General features: G+C 61.3%; 24 protein-coding genes. 13 read left to right on the top strand and 11 right to left on the bottom strand.

What is annotated here, in order from left to right; genetic code table 11:
• Positions 1-9 precede the first annotated feature (9 nt).
• Both ASD00_RS34485 and ASD00_RS34480 read right to left on the bottom strand, forming a co-directional pair.
• Positions 10-1,302 carry a dihydroorotase gene (locus ASD00_RS34485; RefSeq protein ID WP_025426618.1) on the bottom strand — a complete coding sequence of 431 codons (1,293 nt, stop codon included), beginning with the start codon at positions 1,300-1,302 and terminating at the stop codon, positions 10-12.
• On the bottom strand, positions 1,299-2,240 hold the full coding sequence (locus ASD00_RS34480; protein ID WP_025426619.1) for an aspartate carbamoyltransferase catalytic subunit: 942 nt from the start codon (positions 2,238-2,240) through the stop codon (positions 1,299-1,301). The genes ASD00_RS34485 and ASD00_RS34480 overlap by 4 nt, the downstream gene beginning before the upstream one ends.
• A gap of 157 nt (positions 2,241-2,397) precedes the next feature.
• On the opposite strand from ASD00_RS34480, the gene ASD00_RS34475 reads away from it, so the two are divergent.
• Positions 2,398-4,050 (top strand): acyl-CoA dehydrogenase family protein, encoded by a 1,653-nt coding sequence (locus ASD00_RS34475; protein ID WP_025426620.1) that lies wholly within the window; start codon positions 2,398-2,400, stop codon positions 4,048-4,050.
• Here ASD00_RS34475 and ASD00_RS34470 read toward each other — a convergent pair.
• Entirely contained in the window at positions 4,032-4,967 is a 936-nt protein-coding gene (locus ASD00_RS34470; protein ID WP_025426621.1) for an AEC family transporter, read from the bottom strand. The two genes, ASD00_RS34475 and ASD00_RS34470, sit on opposite strands and share 19 nt — an antisense overlap.
• Positions 4,968-5,206: 239 nt before the next feature.
• Between ASD00_RS34470 and ASD00_RS40605 the strand changes: the two genes are divergently transcribed.
• Together ASD00_RS40605 and ASD00_RS34465 are read left to right on the top strand one after the other, a co-directional pair.
• On the top strand, positions 5,207-5,362 hold the full coding sequence (locus ASD00_RS40605) for a hypothetical protein (protein WP_156407888.1): 156 nt from the start codon (positions 5,207-5,209) through the stop codon (positions 5,360-5,362).
• On the top strand, positions 5,359-5,703 hold the full coding sequence (locus ASD00_RS34465; RefSeq protein WP_025426622.1) for a DUF6105 family protein: 345 nt from the start codon (positions 5,359-5,361) through the stop codon (positions 5,701-5,703). Before ASD00_RS40605 ends, ASD00_RS34465 begins: the two co-directional genes overlap by 4 nt.
• Here ASD00_RS34465 and ruvX read toward each other — a convergent pair.
• Positions 5,646-6,134, bottom strand: coding sequence for a Holliday junction resolvase RuvX (ruvX, locus tag ASD00_RS34460; protein WP_025426623.1), 489 nt, complete (start codon positions 6,132-6,134; stop codon positions 5,646-5,648). The genes ASD00_RS34465 and ruvX overlap by 58 nt on opposite strands.
• An 82-nt stretch (positions 6,135-6,216) precedes the next feature.
• On the opposite strand from ruvX, the gene ASD00_RS34455 reads away from it, so the two are divergent.
• The 4 genes from ASD00_RS34455 to ASD00_RS34440 all read left to right on the top strand — a co-directional run bounded on the left by ASD00_RS34455 (position 6,217) and on the right by ASD00_RS34440 (position 9,483).
• Positions 6,217-6,921 carry a metal-dependent hydrolase gene (locus tag ASD00_RS34455; protein ID WP_025426624.1) on the top strand — a complete coding sequence of 235 codons (705 nt, stop codon included), beginning with the start codon at positions 6,217-6,219 and terminating at the stop codon, positions 6,919-6,921.
• Positions 6,922-7,031: 110 nt separating this feature from the next.
• On the top strand, positions 7,032-7,319 hold the full coding sequence (gene gatC / locus ASD00_RS34450; RefSeq protein ID WP_025426625.1) for an Asp-tRNA(Asn)/Glu-tRNA(Gln) amidotransferase subunit GatC: 288 nt from the start codon (positions 7,032-7,034) through the stop codon (positions 7,317-7,319).
• Positions 7,320-7,370: 51 nt separating this feature from the next.
• On the top strand, positions 7,371-8,852 hold the full coding sequence (gatA, locus tag ASD00_RS34445) for an Asp-tRNA(Asn)/Glu-tRNA(Gln) amidotransferase subunit GatA (protein WP_025426626.1): 1,482 nt from the start codon (positions 7,371-7,373) through the stop codon (positions 8,850-8,852).
• A gap of 127 nt (positions 8,853-8,979) precedes the next feature.
• Positions 8,980-9,483 carry a GNAT family N-acetyltransferase gene (locus tag ASD00_RS34440; protein ID WP_025426627.1) on the top strand — a complete coding sequence of 168 codons (504 nt, stop codon included), beginning with the start codon at positions 8,980-8,982 and terminating at the stop codon, positions 9,481-9,483.
• Between the two features lie 89 nt (positions 9,484-9,572).
• Here the strand turns inward: ASD00_RS34440 and ASD00_RS34435 are convergent, their stop codons facing one another.
• Both ASD00_RS34435 and ASD00_RS34430 read right to left on the bottom strand, forming a co-directional pair.
• The gene (locus ASD00_RS34435; RefSeq protein ID WP_025426628.1) at positions 9,573-9,827 is read right to left on the bottom strand and encodes a YjhX family toxin; all 255 of its coding nucleotides are present in this window, start codon (positions 9,825-9,827) and stop codon (positions 9,573-9,575) included.
• Positions 9,828-10,000: 173 nt separating this feature from the next.
• Positions 10,001-10,312 carry a DUF1294 domain-containing protein gene (locus ASD00_RS34430; protein WP_025426629.1) on the bottom strand — a complete coding sequence of 104 codons (312 nt, stop codon included), beginning with the start codon at positions 10,310-10,312 and terminating at the stop codon, positions 10,001-10,003.
• Between the two features lie 149 nt (positions 10,313-10,461).
• Between ASD00_RS34430 and gatB the strand changes: the two genes are divergently transcribed.
• The 5 genes from gatB (at position 10,462) to ASD00_RS34405 (ending at position 14,153) form a co-directional block, all read left to right on the top strand.
• Positions 10,462-11,964: an Asp-tRNA(Asn)/Glu-tRNA(Gln) amidotransferase subunit GatB gene (gene gatB / locus ASD00_RS34425; protein ID WP_025426630.1), complete on the top strand. Its 1,503-nt coding sequence runs from the start codon at positions 10,462-10,464 to the stop codon at positions 11,962-11,964.
• A 3-nt stretch (positions 11,965-11,967) separates the two neighbouring features.
• Positions 11,968-12,465, top strand: a complete 498-nt coding sequence (locus ASD00_RS34420; RefSeq protein WP_025426631.1) for a GNAT family N-acetyltransferase — start codon at positions 11,968-11,970, stop codon at positions 12,463-12,465.
• Between the two features lie 133 nt (positions 12,466-12,598).
• Positions 12,599-13,069 (top strand): GNAT family N-acetyltransferase, encoded by a 471-nt coding sequence (locus tag ASD00_RS34415; protein ID WP_025426632.1) that lies wholly within the window; start codon positions 12,599-12,601, stop codon positions 13,067-13,069.
• A gap of 108 nt (positions 13,070-13,177) precedes the next feature.
• A complete protein-coding gene (locus tag ASD00_RS34410) occupies positions 13,178-13,573 on the top strand; it encodes an NADH:ubiquinone oxidoreductase subunit NDUFA12 (RefSeq protein WP_025426633.1) in 396 nt (131 codons plus the stop codon).
• A gap of 127 nt (positions 13,574-13,700) precedes the next feature.
• A complete protein-coding gene (locus tag ASD00_RS34405; RefSeq protein ID WP_025426634.1) occupies positions 13,701-14,153 on the top strand; it encodes a DUF2155 domain-containing protein in 453 nt (150 codons plus the stop codon).
• A gap of 357 nt (positions 14,154-14,510) precedes the next feature.
• Here the strand turns inward: ASD00_RS34405 and aat are convergent, their stop codons facing one another.
• The 5 genes from aat to ASD00_RS34380 form a co-directional block, all read right to left on the bottom strand.
• Positions 14,511-15,125 carry a leucyl/phenylalanyl-tRNA--protein transferase gene (aat, locus tag ASD00_RS34400; RefSeq protein WP_025426635.1) on the bottom strand — a complete coding sequence of 205 codons (615 nt, stop codon included), beginning with the start codon at positions 15,123-15,125 and terminating at the stop codon, positions 14,511-14,513.
• Positions 15,126-15,134: 9 nt separating this feature from the next.
• The gene (accC, locus tag ASD00_RS34395) at positions 15,135-16,478 is read right to left on the bottom strand and encodes an acetyl-CoA carboxylase biotin carboxylase subunit (protein ID WP_025426636.1); all 1,344 of its coding nucleotides are present in this window, start codon (positions 16,476-16,478) and stop codon (positions 15,135-15,137) included.
• 12 nt (positions 16,479-16,490) lie between these two features.
• Entirely contained in the window at positions 16,491-16,955 is a 465-nt protein-coding gene (accB, locus tag ASD00_RS34390; protein ID WP_025426637.1) for an acetyl-CoA carboxylase biotin carboxyl carrier protein, read from the bottom strand.
• 23 nt (positions 16,956-16,978) lie between these two features.
• Entirely contained in the window at positions 16,979-17,425 is a 447-nt protein-coding gene (gene aroQ / locus ASD00_RS34385) for a type II 3-dehydroquinate dehydratase (protein ID WP_025426638.1), read from the bottom strand.
• A 118-nt stretch (positions 17,426-17,543) separates the two neighbouring features.
• Entirely contained in the window at positions 17,544-18,311 is a 768-nt protein-coding gene (locus ASD00_RS34380; RefSeq protein WP_025426639.1) for a DsbA family protein, read from the bottom strand.
• 491 nt (positions 18,312-18,802) lie between these two features.
• On the opposite strand from ASD00_RS34380, the gene ASD00_RS34375 reads away from it, so the two are divergent.
• Positions 18,803-19,960 (top strand): aminotransferase class I/II-fold pyridoxal phosphate-dependent enzyme, encoded by a 1,158-nt coding sequence (locus ASD00_RS34375; protein ID WP_025426640.1) that lies wholly within the window; start codon positions 18,803-18,805, stop codon positions 19,958-19,960.
• Positions 19,961-20,003: the final 43 nt, after the last annotated feature.

Genomic DNA, 20,003 nt, shown 5'->3' with positions numbered 1-20,003 from the left:
TGCTGTCGCTTATGCCGAATGCACAAGCTTGCCGGCAACATAGGTTTGCACAACCCGTCCGGTAAAGCGCGCATTTTCGAATGGCGTGTTCTTCGATCGTGAAACGATCGCTTCCTTGTAGAGGACCCAAGGCTCTTCGAGATCGATGACGGTGATGTCGGCCTTGGCACCCGGCTTCAGCGAGCCGGCATCAAGCCCGAAGATCGCCGCCGGACGCGTCGACATCGCGTCGATGAGGCGCATCAGCGGAACCTGGCCGCTGTTATGCAGGCGAAGCGCTGCGGCTAGCATCGTCTCGAGCCCGATCGCGCCATTTTCCGCGTCGGAGAAGGGCAGGCGCTTGGTGTCGACATCCTGCGGATCATGCGAGGAAACGATGATGTCGATGGTGCCGTTGGCAAGAGCTTCCGCCATCGCGACGCGGTCGTCCTCGCGGCGCAGCGGCGGCGAGAGCTTGAAGAAGGTCCGGTATTCACCGATGTCGTTCTCGTTGAGCGTCAGATGGTTGATAGAGATGCCGCAGGTGACGTTGGCGCCGCGGTTGCGGGCGGTCAGAACGGCTTCGGCGGATTCGGGAACCGAGATGTTGGCGGCGTGGTAGGCGGCCTTGGTGAGGCCGGCGATACGCAGGTCGCGCTCGAGCGGGATGATTTCCGCCTCGCGCGGCACACCGGCAAGACCGAGCCAGCTGGCAAGCAGGCCCTCGTTCATCACGCCGTTGGCGCCGAGATACTTGTCGCGCGTTTCGAGCGCGATCACCGCGCCGAACTCGCGGGCATAGGTCATGGCGCGGCGCAGCATCAGCGTATCGTGAATCGCCTTGCGTCCGTTGGTGAAGCAGACCGCACCTGCCTCCCGCAGCAGACCGAACTCGGTCATCTCTTCGCCGGCGAGACCCTTGGTCATCGCGGCCGCCGGATAGACATTGACGAGCGCCTTGTCGCGGGCCGTCTTCTGCATGAATTCGACAAGCGCGATGTCGTCGATGACAGGATCCGTGTCCGGCATCGAAATGAAGGAGGTCACACCGCCGACGGCTGCTGCGCGCGAAGCCGATTCGATCGTTTCGCGGTGCTCGGCGCCCGGCTCGCCGACGAAGACGCGCGCGTCGACGAGGCCCGGAACGGCCGTTAGTCCGTCGCAATCCTTGACGAAGGCGCCAACAGGCGTTCCCTGATTGAGGGCATCCTTGCCTGCGGCCAGGATACGGCCATCATCACCGACGATGATCGTGCCGGTTTCGTCGAGGTTGCGGGACGGATCGACGATGCGAAGGTTCCTAAGAACGAGCGGTCTGGTCATACGCGCGGCCCCTGGTTCTGCGAAAGAAGAAGCGTTTCCATCACCGCCATGCGCACGGCGACACCCATTTCAACCTGCTGCTCGATTACGCTCTGCGGCCCATCGGCGATTTCGGACGCGATCTCGACGCCGCGGTTCATTGGGCCCGGGTGCATGACGAGCGCGTCGTCCTTGGCTGCCTTGAGCTTTTCGGCATCGAGGCCGTAGTAGTGGAAATATTCGCGCACCGAAGGCACGAAGGAGCCGGCCATGCGCTCGCGCTGCAGGCGCAGCATCATCACCACATCTGCATCCTTCAGTCCCTCGGCCATCGAGTGGTAGACCTCAACGCCCATGTCGGCGATCCCAGAGGGAAGCAGCGTTGCCGGTGCGACGACCCGCACCCTCGCGCCCATCTGGTTGAGCAGAAGGATGTTGGAGCGGGCGACACGCGAATGCAGCACGTCGCCGCAGATCGCCACGATGATGCGCGAGAGCTTGCCCTTGATGCGGCGGATCGTCAGTGCATCGAGCAGGGCCTGGGTCGGATGTTCGTGCTGGCCATCGCCGGCATTGACCACGGAGCAGGAAACCTTGTGGGCCAGAAGTGCGGCCGCACCCGCGGACGAATGGCGCACGACCAGCACGTCGGGGTGCATGGCGTTGAGCGTCATCGCCGTATCGATCAGCGTTTCGCCCTTTTTCACCGACGAGTTGCCGACCGACATGTTCATCACGTCGGCGCCGAGCCGTTTGCCCGCTAGCTCGAAGGAGGATTGCGTCCTGGTGGACGCTTCAAAGAAGAGATTGATCTGCGTCATCCCTCGAAGGGTGGACGTCTTCTTCTCTCTCTGACGGGAGATCTTGACGGCTTCATCGGCACGATCGAGCAGGTAGGTGATATCCTGCTCCGTAAGACCTTTGATGCCGAGCAGGTGGCGATGCGGGAAAGTGGTCATGGGCCGCCCTTGCGCTCTGGAATGTGGCTCGCTCTATAAGACGTGACCCCCGGCACGGCAAGCGTTGCGCGGGCCCTTCCGCAGAAAACTTGGGTGCGGCATCCTATCTTTCCCTGGCCCCGTTTCGTGGTCGGCAAAGTTGCGCTAGAACCGGCCCATGAATCAGATGAACCGGACCGAACAGAAACTCGCCGAGCTGAACCAGCCCAAGCCCTGGTCCGGCATCAATGCCTATCGTTCCGATCCGCTGGTCGTGGACATCACGTCGGGCATGCCGAAGGCCCTGCGCGACGAGTTCGGTACGCTCGGGCGCTACGTGACCTCGCCGGAGGCGCAGGAACTCGCGCGCATGGCGAACGAAGGCGTACCGAAGCTGAAGACGCATGGCCCACGCGGCGAGCGCCTCGATGTCGTCGAGTTCCATCCGGCCTGGCATGCGCTGATGCGACGCTCCATGACCTCGGGCCTGCACGCATCCGCCTGGGAGAACCTGCCTGACGAGCGCAATCAGTCGCACAAGACGCGGGCGATCCGTTTCTACCTGACGGCCCAGCTGGAATGCGGCCATCTTTGCCCGCTGACGATGACAAGTGCATCGCTTGCCGCGATCACCGCCTCGCCCGCCGTGCAGAAGGAATGGGCGCCGAAGATCCTGTCGCGCAAATACGATTCGTCCAACAAGCCGTGGATGCAGAAGTCTGCCGTTACCGTCGGCATGGGCATGACGGAAAAGCAGGGCGGCACCGATGTGCGCGCCAACACTTCGACCGCAGAGCGTGTCGGCGAGGGTATCTACCGCCTGAACGGCCACAAGTGGTTCATGTCGGCGCCGATGAGCGACGCCTTCGTCATGCTGGCGCAGACCCGCGACGGGCTCGGCTGCTTCCTTGTACCGAGGCTGCTTGAAGACGGGAGCGCCAACGGCCTGCGCTTCCAACGCCTGAAGGACAAGCTCGGCAACCGCTCCAACGCATCCTCCGAAGTCGAGTTTTCCGACACATTCGGTTTCGTGCTCGGCGCGCCCGATGCCGGTATCCGCACTATTCTCGACATGGTGACGCTGACGCGTCTCGATTGCGCGCTGGCGTCCGCCGGCATCATGCGGGCATCGCTCGCCGAGGCCGTCCACCACACGCGTGGCCGCAAGGTTTTCGGCAAGCCGCTCGTCGGCCAGCCGATGATGACCCGGGTCCTCGCCGATATGGCGCTCGACGTCGCCGCCGCCAGTGCCCTGTCGTTCCGCCTCGCCGATGCCTTCGACAAGGCGCACGGCAGTGCCGAAGAGGCGGCCTATGCGCGCATCATGACGCCGGTCGCAAAATACTGGTGCTGCAAGATCGCCCCGGCGCTGATCTATGAAGCGATGGAATGCCTCGGTGGCAACGGCTACGTCGAAGAGCGGGCGCTGGCGCGGCATTATCGCGAGGCGCCGGTCAACGCGATCTGGGAAGGCTCGGGCAACGTCATGGCGCTGGATGTGCTTCGCGTTCTGCTTAAGCGCAAGGATCTCTTCGAACAGCTGTTTGCCGTGCTGAGCCGCGATCTCGGGCCTGCCGGTCGCAAGACGATCGACGTGCTGCGTGCGGCGATGTCGCTCTGCGAGCGCGACGAAGGGGCCGCCCGCATGCTGGTCGAGCAACTGGCTCTGGCAGCGGCGGCTGCCGAACTCTATCGGCTCGGGGCCGGCCGCATCGCCGACGCCTTCCTCGAATCGCGCCTTGCCGCCGGCTGGCGGTCCACCTACGGCATGCTCGATTCGCGCTTCGATTCGGCCTACATCCTCGACCTGCTCTATCCGGCCGCCACATAGGCGGTCACCGACAGCACCAGCGGGATCGTGAAGAAGGAGACGACGGTCTGAACCGTCGCCACCGCCGCGTAGAGCTCTGCGTCGCCGCCCATCTGTTTGGCGAGCAGATAGCCGTTCATCGCGGTCGGAACGGCAGCGCCGAGCGCAATGACGCACAACGCATCGCCGCGGATGCCGAGCAGGAAGCTGGCACCCACCATGAACACCGGCATCATGATCAGCTTCAGGAAGACTGCCAACATCGCCGATCCACTCGGCTTCAGTGCGTCCGACACCCGCAATCCGGCACCGACCATAACGAGCCCGAGGCTGAGCGAGGCGCTTGCCAGCATGTCGATGGTCGTCATCACCGGCCCGTAGACAGTTATGCCCATCCGGTTGAACACGATGCCCAGCACCGATGCGACGATTAACGGATTGGTAGCGATCTTGGCAAAGAAACGCCGGAAATCCCGGTTGCCGCCCCCGAACCAAACCAGCACGCCGACGTTGTAGAGATTGATCGGGATGATCACGAGGGTCATCACCAGCGCCGTCAGCGTCAGCCCGATCGGTCCATAGAGTTTCTGTGCGATCGCCAGTGCCATGAAGCCGTTCCACCGCGTCGCCGTCTGGAAGACCGAGGTGAAGGAGGCGCCCGAAACCTCTCTGTTTCGAAACAGCGGCCAGAGGAAGAGGACAAAGATCGACATCAGGCTGACACTGCCGATCGTGGCGATCGCCGTGGCGTCCGCCTTCATGCCGGAAAAATCGGCCTGGGCCAGCGTGGAGAACAAGAGGGCGGGGAAGAGAATGTAATAGCCGAACTGTTCGAGGCCCAGCCAAAGGTTCTGATCGACCAGCGTCGTGCGTTTCAGCCATGCGCCGAGCAGCACCAGAAGGAAGATGGGAAGGATACTTTCAAAGACGATGATCATGACGGGGCCTGAGCGGGAGAGGAGCCCACCGTTACTGCATAATCCCTCGAGCCGGAATCAATTTAAGACGAAATCGCGCCGTGCGTTTCAAGCTTTGCAGCGCCTTGGCGGGTCGGGCTGGCTGCAGTCGGACAGGAGCCTGTGAAAATTAACCTTAACAAGTGGTTTACATTGCGTGACCGCCGGCGAGCGTGGACAGTGGTTGGGTAACGCAAAGAGATCCGGAAGGGAGCGGTTCCGTGAGAACTGGTCTTTTGATCATCATGATGATGTTTTTCGCCGGACTGGCGCTCGATATCGTGGTTCCCGCAATGGTTCTGCTTGCCTTGGTACTGGCAGACCGCGCGATCTATCCATTGTTCTATCGACGCATATCGGAAAGGGGGGCCGCATGAAGTGGTTTCTGATCCTGTGGGCATGCCCCGTCATGTTTTTGGCCGCCTGGTACGGCCTTTCCTACTACGACATGAGCTTCGGATTCTTCATGCTGACGCGCCAGACCCATGACCTGGTCTTCCAGGTCTACGGCAACGTGCTCGGCATTCCGCCGGAAAGCATTCCGCCGCTCGTCGCCCGCGCCATCATTGTCGACAGCTTCATCGTTTTCGGCATCATCGCCTTCCGCAAGCGTCGTGAGCTTGCAGTCTGGTATCGCCGCTGCTTTGGTGCAGTGGCCGCTCAGTCGGCCGAAGCGCCGTCCCTGGCAAGGGACGCCAGCCTGTCGAGCGCCCCTTGAAGAATGAAGGATGCGGCAGCCGAGTCGATGCGCTCGGCCCGCTTCTTGCGTGATACGTCCATTTCAATCAGCACCCGTTCGGCCGCGACGGTCGAAAGCCGCTCATCCCAGTAGACGAAGGGCAGGGGCGTCTTCTCGACCATGTTTCGCACGAAAGCGCGGGTCGCCTGACACCGGGGCCCTTCGCTGCCGTCCATGTTGACCGGCAGGCCGATGATAAGGGCCGCAACCCGTTCCTTCTCGGCCACTGCCAGAAGCGTCACCGCATCGATGCCGAATTTGACCCGCCGGATCACCTCGCGCGGCGTTGCGATCCGGCGTCCAAGGTCGGACACCGAGATGCCGATCGTCTTGGTGCCGAGATCGAGGCCGGCGATGGCCTGGTTGGGCTGAAGCTGGCTCGCGAGCTCTTCGATGGTCAGAATTGTCATTTGATTTGCCGATTCGATCTTTGCAGGTGTTCGATCCGTTCCATATAGCTGGTCCAAGGCGCAAATCATCTGGGAGAATGTCATGAAGATCAAATGGCTCGGCCATTCCGCTTTCCACATCGAAACGGCAACGTCGAAGATCCTGATCGATCCCTTCTTCACCGGCAACCCGGCCTTCCTCGACAGCGAGCGCAAGGAGGTGACGACCGGGCTCACCCATATTCTGCTGACGCACGGTCATGGCGATCATGTCGGCGACACCGTCGCAATCGCCAAGGAAACGGGAGCCGTGGTCGTTGCGAACTTCGATCTCTGCATGTGGCTTGGGCGCCAGGGCGTTTCGGCGATGGAGCCGGGCAACACCGGCGGCACCATTCATCTCGCCGGCTTTTCCGCCACTTTCGTCAATGCGCTGCATTCTTCGGCACAGATTACCGAAGACGGCGTTTCGCATTCGCTCGGCAGTGCTAACGGCCTCGTTCTGCATTTCGAGGATGAACCGACGCTCTACCATATGGGCGACACGGACATCTTTTCGGACATGGCTCTGGTAGAGGAATTGCACCAGCCGGAGATCGGCCTCGTTCCAATCGGCGACCGGTTCACCATGGGAGGCGCCGTGGCCGCACTTGCCTGCCAGCGCTATTTCAAGTTCTCGACCGCCATTCCCTGCCACTACGGATCCTTCCCGATCATCGATCAGACGCCGGAAAACTTCGTCGTCGGCATGGACAGCGCCTCGACCAAAGTGGCAACACCGGCCGTCGGTGGCGTAGTGACCGTCTGACGGCGAAGGCCGTCAGCACCGCGGCAGGCGAGCGATCGGGCGATTCCCCCGTTGCGCGCCTCGCCGCGCACCATTATAGCGGGGGAAAGTTCCAGATACCGGAGACGACCATGTCCGTAGACCTTGCCACCGTGAAGCGCGTCGCGCGCCTCGCCCGCATCGCCGTCAGTGAAGATGAAGCCACGCGAATGGTGGGCGAAATCAACGGCATCCTTGGTTTCGTCGAGCAACTCTCCGAAGTGAATGTCGATGGCGTAGAACCGATGACGTCGGTGACGCCGATGGACATGAAGAAGCGCCTTGACGTCGTGTCCGATGGCAGCAAGGCCGACGATATCGTTGCCAATGCTCCCAATACCGATCGCAACTTTTTCCTCGTCCCGAAGGTCGTCGAATAATCCGACCACCTGCCGCCCCGGCGTCCCTGATTGCGAAAGTCCGATTTCATCATGACCGAACTCACCAGCCTTACGATCGCCGAAGCCCGCACCAAGCTTGTCGCCAAGGAAATCACCGCCGTTGAACTGACCGACGCCTATATCGCGGCGATCGATTCCGCCAATGAAGCGATCAATGCCTATATCGCCGTCACGCCGGACAAGGCGCGCGAAATGGCCAAGGCATCGGACGCGCGCATCGCGGCCGGCAAGGCCGGCGCGCTCGAAGGCATTCCGCTGGGCATCAAGGATCTGTTCGGTACCGAAGGCGTGCACACGCAGGCCTGCAGCCACATTCTCGATGGTTTCGCCCCGCGCTACGAATCGACCGTGACCCAGAACCTCTGGAACGACGGCGCCGTGATGCTCGGCAAGCTCAACATGGACGAGTTCGCCATGGGCTCCTCCAACGAAACCTCTTACTACGGTGCCGTGAAGAACCCCTGGCGCGCCAAGGGCTCCAACCTCGATCTGGTCCCGGGCGGCTCGTCGGGCGGCTCGGCCGCTGCCGTCGCCGCGCATCTGTGCGCCGGTGCGACCGCAACCGATACCGGTGGCTCCATCCGTCAGCCGGCCGCCTTCACCGGCACCGTCGGCATCAAGCCGACCTATGGCCGCTGCTCGCGCTGGGGCGTCGTCGCCTTTGCGTCGTCGCTCGATCAGGCCGGCCCGATTGCCCGTGACGTGCGCGACGCCGCGATCCTTCTGAAGTCGATGGCAAGCGTCGACGCCAAGGACACGACCTCCGTCGATCTGCCGGTGCCGAACTACGAAGCTTCGATCGGACAGTCGATCAAGGGCATGAAGATCGGTATTCCGCGCGAATACCGGGTAGACGGCATGCCGGAAGAGATCGAAGCCCTGTGGCAGCAGGGTATCGCCTGGCTTAAGGATGCCGGTGCCGAGATCGTCGACATCACGCTTCCGCACACCAAATACGCGCTGCCGGCTTACTACATCGTCGCTCCGGCCGAAGCGTCTTCGAATCTTGCCCGCTACGATGGCGTCCGCTACGGCCTGCGCGTCGACGGCAAGGACATCGTCGACATGTACGAGAAGACCCGCGCAGCCGGCTTCGGCCAGGAGGTCAAGCGCCGCATCATGATCGGCACCTATGTGCTTTCTGCCGGCTATTACGACGCCTACTACCTGCGCGCCCAGAAGGTTCGCACGTTGATCAAGCGCGACTTTGAACTCGCTTTCCATGCGGGCGTCGACGCGATCCTGACGCCGGCGACACCGTCCTCCGCGTTCGGCATCGCCGACGAGGATCTCGCATCGGATCCGGTCAAGATGTACCTCAACGACATCTTTACGGTGACGGTCAACATGGCCGGCCTGCCGGGCATCGCCGTTCCCGGCGGCGTCGATCACAAGGGCCTGCCGCTTGGTCTGCAACTGATCGGCAAGCCGTTCGAGGAAGAGACCCTCTTCAAGACCGCCCATGTGATCGAGCAGGCAGCCGGTCGTTTCGCGCCCACCAAGTGGTGGTAAAACGCTAACGGCGCAGCACCGCAAGCGTGCTGCGCCGCGATCGCCGCGACTGGTGTGTCAGCCAGCGTCCTTGACGCGTCACACATGACGCGCGACGCTTCAGTGACGCGGAGAGGGGGGCCGCGCCATGCCCGTGATCCGTCATGCTCGAGAGGATGAGGTTGGTGCTCTCACGGCCGTAGGCCTTCGCGCCTGGGAAGGGGCGATTGTCGGCCTTGCCGATGTCGGTCGGATGAGGCGCCTGGCGGAGAACGCCTTTGGCGATTTTCTTGCCAATCATTGGCTCTCCGTTTCGCTGATCGAAGTTGATGGCCGGCCGCGTGGCTGGGCCGCTCGCGAGAACTTCGACGAGATGATCTCCGATCTGTGGATCGAGCCGGAAGCCCAGAGGCGGGGGCTCGGCGGTCGTCTGCTCGCCGACATTGAGCTTCGCATCTCAAACGACGGCTTCGACGCAGCGAAAACCAAGACGCACGCCAAGAACACAGCAGCCATCGGCTTCTTCCGCAAACACGGCTACGGGGTCACCTGGCTGTCGACCTCCTATGCGCCCAAGCTTGATCGCGATGTCGAGTACATCGGGCTGGGCAAGCCGCTTGCTGTTACCGATCTCGGCCTTTACGGCCGCTAGGTGATAAGAGATACGATCCCTAATCGCGGCATACCGTAAGGGCTGGAGAAAATGCCGGGCGATACCCGGCATCCTCATGGTTTCGCCGATCAGCGATTGTTGAGTTCCGACCGGACCAGGCGCAAGCCCCGCTCGGTGATGCGATAGGGTTTGCCGGCCGATGACGAGATCGCTTTCTTGCGCTTCAGCTTGCGGAAGAGTTCGAGGTCGAAGCCCGGATAGACCCATCCGTCGCGCGTGAAGCATCTGATGTCGATGATCGTCTTGTCGTCGCGGGTAATTTCGATACGGCCGCCTTGGGCCAAATGATGAAGAATGCGCTGCTCAGCGCGTGAGATATCCATATCTGAATGTTCCGGAATAGCGTTCGTGAGAACGCAGAAAAACGTTCCGCAAATCTTGGGAAAAGCGGGGTTACGTTTCCGGCCCGTGCGCGCAATCTATGAGAAAGCGGGCAGGGGCCCTTACCGGGACTCAGACGATGTGAACATCAAAACTCCATTCGAACGAACGCTTCCTAGAAGAGACCGACGAAAGCGTCAATATATCCGCTCGCAAAGATTGCGCAGGCAACCGCCACAATCATCTGGAACAGGACGATCAGAATGAGATGTGTTCGAAACGGCTCCTTGCGTGTCTTGTGCCTGAAGACCTGGCGACCGGCCATCGCACCGATGCTGCCGCCGAAAAATGCCGATTGCAGCAACGTCCGCTCGCTGATGCGGCGCCAGCCTGATCGCGCCGCGTGCTTGTCGTACCAGAATTGGCAGAAGCTCGTGATGTTGATCGCGACAAGGAAACACAGGAGACTGGCAGCGGTGAGGGCCATGTCCACCTTTTGCCATAGCGACCGCTAAGCGGCGGTTAAACCGTGCGCCACGTCATCGCGGGGCGGCTGATCGCGCCTAACAACTTGCACCATTGCGGCAATTGCTCTACCGAGAAACCAAGAATTCAGGCTTCAAAGAAGAGCATGATATGAGCATTGTCGACGTCCGCACTCCCGATTCCAAACGCTTCATCCCTGGCGCCACTGGCGACTGGGAGGTTATCATCGGCATGGAGGTCCATGCCCAGGTGCTTTCCAATTCGAAGCTGTTCTCGGGTGCATCGACCGAATTCGGCAAGCCGGCCAACGCCAACGTGTCGCTTGTCGATGCGGCCATGCCTGGCATGCTGCCCGTCATCAACGAGGAATGCGTCAGGCAGGCGGTCCGCACCGGCCTCGGTCTCAAGGCCGTGATCAACAACCGCTCGATCTTCGACCGCAAAAACTACTTCTATCCCGACCTGCCGCAGGGCTATCAGATCTCGCAGTTCAAGGATCCGATCGTCGGCGAAGGCAAGATCATCATTTCCGTCGGGCCTGATCGCCAGGGCCAGTTCGAAGACGTCGAGATCGGCATCGAGCGCCTGCATCTCGAGCAGGATGCCGGCAAGTCGATGCACGACCAGCATCCGTCGATGTCCTATGTCGACCTCAACCGCTCCGGCGTGGCGCTGATGGAAATCGTCTCAAAGCCCGACATGCGGTCGTCCGACGAGGCCAAGGCCTACATGACCAAGCTGCGTTCGATCGTGCGATACCTCGGCACCTGTGACGGCAACATGGACGAAGGTTCGATGCGCGCCGACGTCAACGTTTCGGTCCGTCGCCCCGGCGAAGGTTTTGGCACGCGCTGCGAAATCAAGAACGTCAACTCCATCCGCTTCATCGGTCAGGCGATCGAATATGAAGCGCGCCGTCAGATCGGAATTCTGGAAGACGGCGGCTCTATCGACCAGGAAACGCGCCTGTTCGACCCGAACAAGGGCGAGACACGCTCCATGCGGTCCAAGGAAGACGCGCACGACTATCGCTACTTCCCGGACCCGGACCTGCTGCCGCTCGAATTCGACCAGGCCTTCGTCGATGCGCTGAAAGCCGACCTGCCGGAACTGCCTGACGACAAGAAGGAACGCTTTGTCAGCGCCATGGGCCTGTCGGTCTATGACGCCTCGGTGCTCGTTTCCGAAAAGTCGATTGCCGACTATTTCGAGGCTGTGGCCGAAGGCCGTGACGGCAAGATCGCTGCAAACTGGGTCATCAACGACTTGCTCGGCGCCTTGAACAAAGCCGGCAAAGCTATTGAAGAGACTCCGGTTTCCCCTGCCCAGCTCGGCGGCATCATCGATCTCATCAAGGCGGAGACGATTTCCGGCAAGATCGCCAAGGACCTCTTCGAAATCGTCTGGAACGAAGGCGGAAATCCTGCCGAGATCGTTGAAGCGCGTGGCATGAAGCAGGTAACAGACACCGGCGCCATCGAGAAGGCGGTCGACGAGATCATCGCCGCCAACCCGGACCAGGTTGCCAAGGTGCAGGCAAAGCCTTCGCTCGCTGGCTGGTTCGTCGGCCAGGTGATGAAGTCGACCGGCGGCAAGGCTAATCCGCAGGCCGTTCAGGCACTGGTCAAGGCCAAGCTCGGCATCGAGGAATAAACGATGTTCTTCGTCCGCACGGCGAGCGAGCGCGATCTGGAAAAGGTTCGCGCGCTGCTCGTCGAGACGTGGCACGCGACCTATGACACCTTCTATGGCGTCGAGAAGGTCAACGAACTGACGGGCCGCTGGCATTCGCTACCGGCGCTCAAGGTCCGGCTAGAGCGCAAGGACGCGGAATTCCTGGTTGCCGACGATGGTCGCAGCATTGGCGGCATGGGCTATGCGTCCATGTCAGATACGTTGAAGAAGACCGTGGTGCTCCACCAGCTTTACGTCCTGCCGAAACTGCAGAGGCAGGGCATCGGCCGCGACATTTTCGCCGAACTCGAAACCTGCTTCCCGGATGCCGAGCGCATGCGGGTCGAGGTCGAGCCGCAGAACCTTCATGCCCTCGCATTCTACCGGACTCACGGCTTTTCCGAAGTCGGTCAAACCAGCGATTGCGGCGACGACCAGTCGGGGCTTCTGGCACTCATCCTCGAAAAACCGTTGGTCTGACGCCGTCGTTCCTCTGAGGTTAGCGGCCGTCGCCTTCCTCCGGGGAAGATCGCGCGGTTAGGGTTGGCTGTCGCGAAACGCTAGCCTTCTGATGATTGATGCTCGGTGCTGATGGTGACGCCCGGAGGAAAACATGCACGCGCTGACTGACTTGGATATCCGCAAGGCCGAGCGGGCTGATCTACCGGCGATCATCGCGCTCTTTGCCGCCGACGACGTTGGCGGACACGGTGACACGGTCGAGCCGGAGGCTTTCGACGACTATCTCGCGGCCTTCGCGCGCATCGAGGCATCACCGCTTCAAACCCTTTATGTCGCCCGCCTCGGTGAAGAAGTGGTCGGCACTTTCCAGGCAACATTATTGACCTCGCTTCCTGGACGCGGCCGGCCAAGACTGCTGATCGAGGCCGTGCAAACCCGTAAAGACATGCGCGGCCGTGGCATAGGCGCACGCATGATACGTCATGCGATCGAGCGTGCGCGCGAGGAGGGGGCAGCAAAGGTCCAGCTCTCCTCTAATGCGACGCGCACCGACGCGCATCGCTTCTACGAACGTCTCGGTTTTGTACGCAGCCATTTCGGGTTCCACATGCCGCTGAAATGACTGTGTTTGCCTCGGAATCACTGGACAAGCCTGGAGTGGCGGGGCATAAGCGGGGACATAGTTTTGGTATCCGGCCGCCTTCCCAACGGTCGGTTGAGGACGGCATCCATGAAGCTCCTGCTGCAGATTTTCACCTGGTGGAACCAACAGACGATCGGAACGCGGTTTCATACCTGGCGTAACGGTCAACGTGTCGGCGAAGACGAGCTCGGCAACGTCTATTATCAGGGCGGTAAGGACTCCGAAGGCCGGACGCGCCGTTGGGTGATTTACAACGGTTATGCCGAAGCCTCTGCTATTCCGGCCGGCTGGCACGGCTGGATGCATCACCGCACCGACGTTTCGCCGGCTGACGAAAAATACGTCGCTCGCGAGTGGCAGAAGCCACATCGTCCGAACCCGACTGGTACGGCCAACGCTTACCGGCCGCAGGGTTCGATCGCCGGTACCGGTGCGCGTCCGCGCGTAACGGGTGATTATGACGCCTGGACGCCGGGCTCCTGAGACGCTTGTCGTCGGACAAGGCGCGCCGCCCGCGAAATGGTCCGATGACCACGGGGCGGCCACATTTCATGTTTAGCGCCTGATATCCATCAACGGTGAATGCGAAGCGCGCGGGAGACAGGCGGGAATGGCGGGTTCTTATCTGCGGAAAACAATCGGCCAGATGTCGAGCCGGCTCTGTGTCGCTGCGCTTGCCGCGCTGCCGATGATTTCCTCGGCCGGTACGGCCGAGGCCGCGCGGGTAAACAACGCCGTCGCCGTGTTTTCCGGCATCGACAAGATCACCGGCCGCATCACGACCTTTGACGTCTATATCGGTGAGACCGTCCAGTTTGGCGCCCTGCAGGTAACGCCGCGCGTCTGCTATAACAGGGACGACACGGAAGCTCAGAAGATCACCACCTTCGTCGAGGTCGACGAGATTACGCTTGACCGCAAGATCAGGCGGATCTTTACCGGCTGGATGTTTGCCGACAGCCCCGGCCTCAACGCCGTCGAGCACCCCGTCTATGATGTCTGGCTGCAGTCCTGCAAAGCGACGTCGGACCTGCCGCCACCGGATACTGCCTCCAAGAGGTAGCCTTGCCTGGCAGGCGCCCTTGAACGCGGCTGCGATATGCCCTCAACTTTTCTGTGCCAACCCGCTCTTCGGTGCGCCGGAACGAGCGCGCACAACGGGCGGCGGTGGACCATCTCGTGATGGTTTCGCTTCGCGGACGTCCGCACCGGCCATGCCGTGACAAGCCGTCCGTAATGTCTTGGAAGTCCAGTAGAATAGCTCCCGCAAATAAATTTGGCAAAACAAAGCGATAGAGCGGTTGCGCGACTCCTTTTGTGAGCGGGCGATGCTCTGGCGCGGACATCCCTGGGCACTTTGAAGGGTCTGAGACGGGGTGGAAATGGGCGTTTGCACCGGGGGCTCAGGTCGACGATGAGCTCAAAACGATAGATCCGGAGAGTTCATCGCATTGGCGAGCATGATCTCATACTCCGCCTTCGGCACGTCGATCGCACCGAAGGACTTGAGATGCTCGGTCGTGAACTGGGTGTCCAGCAATTCAAAGCCCTTGGCGCGCAGGCGCTCCACCAGATGCACGAGGCAGATCTTGGACGCGTTGGTGCGTCTGGAAAACATGCTTTCGCCGAAAAATGCCGAGCCGAGTGAGACGCCGTAGAGACCGCCGACCAGCGCATCGTCCTCCCAGGCTTCGACGCTGTGCGCGTAGCCCATCGAGTGAAGCGTGGCGTAAAGCGAGCGGATCTTGTTGTTGATCCAGGTGGTCGGGCGATCCGGCGCCGGCGCGGCGCAGCCTTCCATCACGGCCTCGAAGGCGGTGTTGAAGCGGATGTCGAAGTGGCTCTTGCGGATTGTCTTTGCAAGACTGCGCGAGACGTGAAAGCCATCGAGCGGAATGACGCCGCGGATTTCCGGCTCGACCCAGAAAAGCTCTGGATCGTCAGCCGAATCGGCCATCGGAAACAGGCCTATGGAATAGGCGCGCAGCAGCATGTCCGGTGTTACGTCGGGTTGCTTGCTGCGCGTCCCTTTCAATGCACGGTCCTATTCGGACGTCGTGGCCAGATGGTGCTCCAGCCAATGGATGTCGTATTCGCCGTTCGCGATATCCTGATTGTTGATCAGGTCCTGGAACAGCGGCAGCGTCGTCTTGATACCATCGATGACGAATTCGTCGAGCACGCGACGAAGGCGCATCATGCATTCGACACGGGTCCGGCCATGGACGATGAGCTTGCCGATCAAGCTGTCGTAGTAAGGCGGGATACGGTAGCCCTGATAGGCACCAGAATCGACGCGAACGCCGAGACCGCCCGGTGCGTGGAAATGCGTGATTGTGCCCGGCGAGGGGACGAAGGTGCGCGGATCTTCGGCATTGATACGGCACTCGATCGCGTGGCCGGAAAACACGATGTCTTCCTGCTTGACCGAAAGCCCGCCACCCGATGCGACGCGGATCTGTTCGTGCACCAGGTCGATGCCGGTGATCGCTTCGGTGATCGGATGCTCCACCTGGAGGCGGGTGTTCATTTCGATGAAATAGAACTCGCCATTCTCGTAGAGGAACTCGATCGTGCCTGCGCCGCGGTACTTCAGCTTTTTCATCGCATCGGCGCAAACCTGGCCGATCTTCATGCGCTGCTCGACGTTGAGGGCAGGGGAGTTTGCCTCTTCCCACACCTTCTGGTGGCGCCGCTGCAAGGAGCAGTCACGCTCGCCGAGATGGATCGCATTGCCTTCGCCGTCGCCGACGATCTGGATTTCGATGTGGCGCGGCTTGCCGAGATACTTCTCCATGTAAACAGCGTCATTGCCGAAGGCCGCAAGCGCCTCGGAACGAGCGGTTGACACGGCCTCGTCGAGGTCAGCCTCGGTCTTGGCGACTTTCATGCCGCGGCCACCGCCGCCGGCGGTCGCCTTGATCAGAACCGGGAAGCCGATCTTGCGCGCGGCTTCGAGGGCGTTCTCAGGCTTCACTTCGCCGTCGGAGCCCGGAACCACGGGGATGCCAAGTTCCTGCGCCGTCTTCTTGGCGGTGATCTTGTCGCCCATGATGCGGATATGTTCCGCCGTCGGACCGATGAAGGTGATGTCGTGGGCGTCGAGGATTTCGGCGAACTTGGCGTTTTCCGACAGGAAGCCGTAACCCGGGTGCACGGCGTCAGCGCCGGTGATTTCGCAGGCGGCGACGATCTGGTGAATGTTCAGATAGCTATCGCGCGACGGCGGAGGACCGATGCAGACGCTTTCGTCGGCCAGACGCACATGCATGGCGTCGCTGTCAGCCGTGGAATGGACGGCCACCGTCGCGATGCCGAGTTCCTTACAGGCGCGCAGTACGCGAAGGGCGATTTCGCCGCGATTGGCAATGAGAATTTTCGAGATCATCGCAGCGCCGCCTTATTCGATTACGATCAGCGGCTCGCCATACTCGACGGGGGCTGCGTCCTGGACGAAGATTTCGGTCACCTTGCCCGAACGCGGGGCAGGGATCTGGTTCATGGTCTTCATCGCTTCGATGATCAGGACCGTCTGACCTTCCTTGACCACGGTACCGACCTCGATGAACGGGCGGGCGCCTGGGGCCGGCGCGAGGTAGGCCGTACCGACCATCGGAGCCGTTAAGGCGTTTTTGGAATTGCGGCTGGTCTCGGCCGGAGCGACAACTGCAGCGGGCTGCGCAGCGTGGACGGCCGGCTGGGCCTGGTAGGTCGGCATCGACATGGCGACCGGCGTGCCGGCGCGCGATACGCGGATGCGGAGGTCTTCCTGCTCCACTTCGATCTCGGTGAGATCCGTGTCGTTCAGGATATTGGCGAGATCGCGGATCAGCGCCTGGTCGATACCGGGTTTCTTGTCAGCCATGGGATATGAGCCTCGTGTTCTTTTTATTTCGACGTTTCTGTCAGGTTCTTTAGCGCATGCAGCGCCAGAATGTAACTCTGCGCGCCGAAACCGCAGATGACGCCTTTGACCGCCGGGGCGATCATCGACTTGTGGCGGAATTCTTCACGCGCGTGGATGTTGGAAAGATGCAGTTCGACCACCGGGATGCCGATTGCGCGGATGGCATCGTGCAGCGCGATCGACGTATGGCCGTAGGCTGCCGGATTGATAGCGACGCCCGCCGCCTTTTCGCCGGCCTCATGCAGCCAGTCCACAAGCGTGCCTTCGTGGTTGGATTGCCGAAAATCGACCTCCAGTCCCAGCGTCTTGCCTTCCGTGGTGCACATCGCCTCGATGTCGGCGAGTGTCTGGCCGCCATAAATCCCCGGTTCGCGCTTGCCGAGCGCATTGAGGTTGGGGCCGTTCAGCACGAAAATTTTGGTGGGCATGCGGGATTCCGGTCCAGTGATAGAGGGTTACCTATAGACTGATGGTCCCGCGAGGAAAAGCCCTTTGGGTCCTCGCGGGATTTGTCCACAGTTGGGACGGGACGGCCAATGCAGGCGGTCAGCAGGCGGTCTTGCCGCAGCTGCGCATATTGGACACTTTGGTGCTGATTTCCTCGGCACCGACGGCTCCGAACACCGCCTCGTTGCCAATCACGTAGGAGGGCGTGCCGGTGATGCCGAGATCGTTGGCAAGGGTGTAGGCCTCGCGTACCGCGGCATCATGCGGCTCTTTTTCCATCTTGGCGCGCAGCTGCTTTTCGGTGACGCCGAGCTTGCCGGCAACGGCAATCGCCGTTTCCTCGGTTGCGCGGTCCTCGCCGCCGAGCAGGGCCCGATGGAACTCGCCGTACTTCTCCGGCGCGGCGAGACGGAATGCAGCGCTGACCTTGTGGGCAGCCAGCGAATCCGGGCCGAGGATCGGCAATTCCTTCAGCACGAAGCGGATGTTCTTGTCCTTCGACAGGATCTCGTCCATGTCCGTCAGCGCACGTTTGCAATAGCCGCAGTTGTAGTCGTAGAACTCGACGACGGTGACGTCTCCATCAGGATTGCCGAGTACCATGTCGTAGTCTGAGTTGAAGATCGCCTTCTTGTTTTCGGCGATCGCACCTTCAGCTGCTTCCTGCTGCTTGGCGCGCTGCTTTGTAGCCAGCGCCTCCTGGACTTCGAGCATGATTTCCGGATTGGCGAGCAGGTATTCCTTGATGAAGGCGCCAAACTCTTCCTTCTGTTTCTGGTCGAGCGCGAGTGCGCTTTGCGGCAAGCTGACCCCTGCCATGAACGCGGCGAGCGTTCCGGCGGCAATCATTTTCGTGCTGAAATTCATTTCTACCTCGTTGTCTCTGCCTGCCCTGTCTGTCGTCCATGTCGCGATACGGCGTCAATGCGCGCTTGTAAAAGACAACAGGAATCTCCAACACCGCAACACGCGGGCAGCATAGGGTGGGCTCCGGCGAAACGAAACGGCAAAATCGGCGGAAATACGGCGCTCGCGCACTTGTGAAGCTTTAAACGATCGGGCAAGGGGGCGGCATGTAGTACCAATCTGTGCTGATATTGACCCATTGCGTCGGAGCGATCTTGGTTTCTGGCGAGGAGACACCATGTGGTCCGGTGAGGATTGTCGACGCTATCCGGAGGCCAGAAGCGCCCGGCCCTTCGGGCGGGCCTTGTGCCGGCCACGGCAGCTTCACAATCCTCGACCGATGCCAAGGCATCGCTCGGCGGTACGCTCCCGCCCGGATGACCGCACACGGTCCCAAACAATAGGTCAATATCAGCGCAGGTTGGTATAGGCCGCTTCTTGAGGATATTACCTTGGTAGAATTGTCGAACCGCAGTGCTATCGAACCCTTTCATGCCATGGACGTGCTGGCCGAGGCAACGCGCCGACGCGACGCCGGCCATCCGGTGATTTCGATGGCTGTCGGCCAACCGGCGCATCCTGCGCCGAAGGCGGCTTTGGATGCGGCGCGCAAGGCGCTCGAGCATGGCCGGCTCGGCTACACCGACGCACTTGGCACCTTGTCTCTCAGAACCGCGATCGCCCGGCACTATCAAAAGCGCCACGGTATAGCGCTTGACCCGCAGCGCATTGCCGTGACCACCGGGTCGTCAGCCGGGTTCAATCTTGCCTTCCTCGCGCTTTTCGACCCCGGCGATTGCGTCGCAATCGCGCGACCCGGATATCCAGCCTACCGCAACATTCTCGCAGCGCTCGGCCTGACGGTCGTGGAGGTCGAGGCCAATGCCGAGAGCGGCTTCACGCTGACGCCGGAAAACCTGGCGCGTGCTGCCGCGAAGATCGGGCGCCCGCTGAAGGGCGTGCTTCTGGCGAGCCCGGCCAATCCGACAGGAACGGTCACGGGCAAAGCGGGGCTCAAGGCGCTTGCCGACTACTGCCGCGCCGAAAACATCGCCTTCATCTCCGACGAAATCTATCATGGGCTGACCTTCGCCGGTGAAGAGGCAAGTGCACTGGAGGTGACCGACGACGTCTTCGTCATCAACTCCTTCTCCAAATACTACTGCATGACCGGGTGGCGTATCGGCTGGATGGTGCTGCCGGAACTGCAGGTTCGCGGCTTTGAGCGTATCGCCCAGAGCCTCTACATTTCGCCGCCGGAGCTGTCGCAGATCGCGGCGGAGGCGGCGCTCGGTGCGCAGATTGAGCTCGATGGCTACAAGGCGGCCTATGCGGCCAATCGCGATATGCTGTTGAAGCGCCTGCCGGAGATCGGCTTTTCGATCGCGTCACCGATGGATGGCGCTTTCTATGCCTATGCGGATGTCAGTCGCTTCACCAATGACAGCATGGCATTTGCCCGGCGGATGCTGGCGGAAATCAACGTGGCGGCAACGCCCGGCTTCGATTTCGATCCGCTTGAAGGGCATCGTACGATGCGGTTCTCCTATGCCGGATCGATAGCCGACATGACCGAAGCGATGGAGCGGATCGCCCGCTGGATCGCCTGATCCTCTGTGGTTTCATCGAGTTGCGGCCTTTTCCAGACTCTTT

It is taken from the genome of Ensifer sp. Root31 (assembly GCF_001424825.1).
Lineage (GTDB): Bacteria > Pseudomonadota > Alphaproteobacteria > Rhizobiales > Rhizobiaceae > Ensifer > Ensifer canadensis.
This window is presented reverse-complemented; position numbering and strand designations above follow the sequence as displayed.

Excerpts from the sequence above, each read along its gene's own strand:
- ASD00_RS34485 (WP_025426618.1), bottom strand. The coding sequence starts at position 1,302 with ATGACCAGACCGCTCGTTCTTAGGAACCTTCGCATCGTCGATCCGTCC.
- ASD00_RS34480 (WP_025426619.1), bottom strand. The coding sequence starts at position 2,240 with ATGACCACTTTCCCGCATCGCCACCTGCTCGGCATCAAAGGTCTTACG.
- ASD00_RS34475 (WP_025426620.1), top strand. The coding sequence starts at position 2,398 with ATGAATCAGATGAACCGGACCGAACAGAAACTCGCCGAGCTGAACCAG.
- ASD00_RS34470 (WP_025426621.1), bottom strand. The coding sequence starts at position 4,967 with ATGATCATCGTCTTTGAAAGTATCCTTCCCATCTTCCTTCTGGTGCTG.
- ASD00_RS34465 (WP_025426622.1), top strand. The coding sequence starts at position 5,359 with ATGAAGTGGTTTCTGATCCTGTGGGCATGCCCCGTCATGTTTTTGGCC.
- ruvX (WP_025426623.1), bottom strand. The coding sequence starts at position 6,134 with ATGACAATTCTGACCATCGAAGAGCTCGCGAGCCAGCTTCAGCCCAAC.
- ASD00_RS34455 (WP_025426624.1), top strand. The coding sequence starts at position 6,217 with ATGAAGATCAAATGGCTCGGCCATTCCGCTTTCCACATCGAAACGGCA.
- gatC (WP_025426625.1), top strand. The coding sequence starts at position 7,032 with ATGTCCGTAGACCTTGCCACCGTGAAGCGCGTCGCGCGCCTCGCCCGC.
- gatA (WP_025426626.1), top strand. The coding sequence starts at position 7,371 with ATGACCGAACTCACCAGCCTTACGATCGCCGAAGCCCGCACCAAGCTT.
- ASD00_RS34440 (WP_025426627.1), top strand. The coding sequence starts at position 8,980 with ATGCCCGTGATCCGTCATGCTCGAGAGGATGAGGTTGGTGCTCTCACG.
- ASD00_RS34435 (WP_025426628.1), bottom strand. The coding sequence starts at position 9,827 with ATGGATATCTCACGCGCTGAGCAGCGCATTCTTCATCATTTGGCCCAA.
- ASD00_RS34430 (WP_025426629.1), bottom strand. The coding sequence starts at position 10,312 with ATGGCCCTCACCGCTGCCAGTCTCCTGTGTTTCCTTGTCGCGATCAAC.
- gatB (WP_025426630.1), top strand. The coding sequence starts at position 10,462 with ATGAGCATTGTCGACGTCCGCACTCCCGATTCCAAACGCTTCATCCCT.
- ASD00_RS34420 (WP_025426631.1), top strand. The coding sequence starts at position 11,968 with ATGTTCTTCGTCCGCACGGCGAGCGAGCGCGATCTGGAAAAGGTTCGC.
- ASD00_RS34415 (WP_025426632.1), top strand. The coding sequence starts at position 12,599 with ATGCACGCGCTGACTGACTTGGATATCCGCAAGGCCGAGCGGGCTGAT.
- ASD00_RS34410 (WP_025426633.1), top strand. The coding sequence starts at position 13,178 with ATGAAGCTCCTGCTGCAGATTTTCACCTGGTGGAACCAACAGACGATC.
- ASD00_RS34405 (WP_025426634.1), top strand. The coding sequence starts at position 13,701 with ATGGCGGGTTCTTATCTGCGGAAAACAATCGGCCAGATGTCGAGCCGG.
- accC (WP_025426636.1), bottom strand. The coding sequence starts at position 16,478 with ATGATCTCGAAAATTCTCATTGCCAATCGCGGCGAAATCGCCCTTCGC.
- accB (WP_025426637.1), bottom strand. The coding sequence starts at position 16,955 with ATGGCTGACAAGAAACCCGGTATCGACCAGGCGCTGATCCGCGATCTC.
- aroQ (WP_025426638.1), bottom strand. The coding sequence starts at position 17,425 with ATGCCCACCAAAATTTTCGTGCTGAACGGCCCCAACCTCAATGCGCTC.
- ASD00_RS34380 (WP_025426639.1), bottom strand. The coding sequence starts at position 18,311 with ATGAATTTCAGCACGAAAATGATTGCCGCCGGAACGCTCGCCGCGTTC.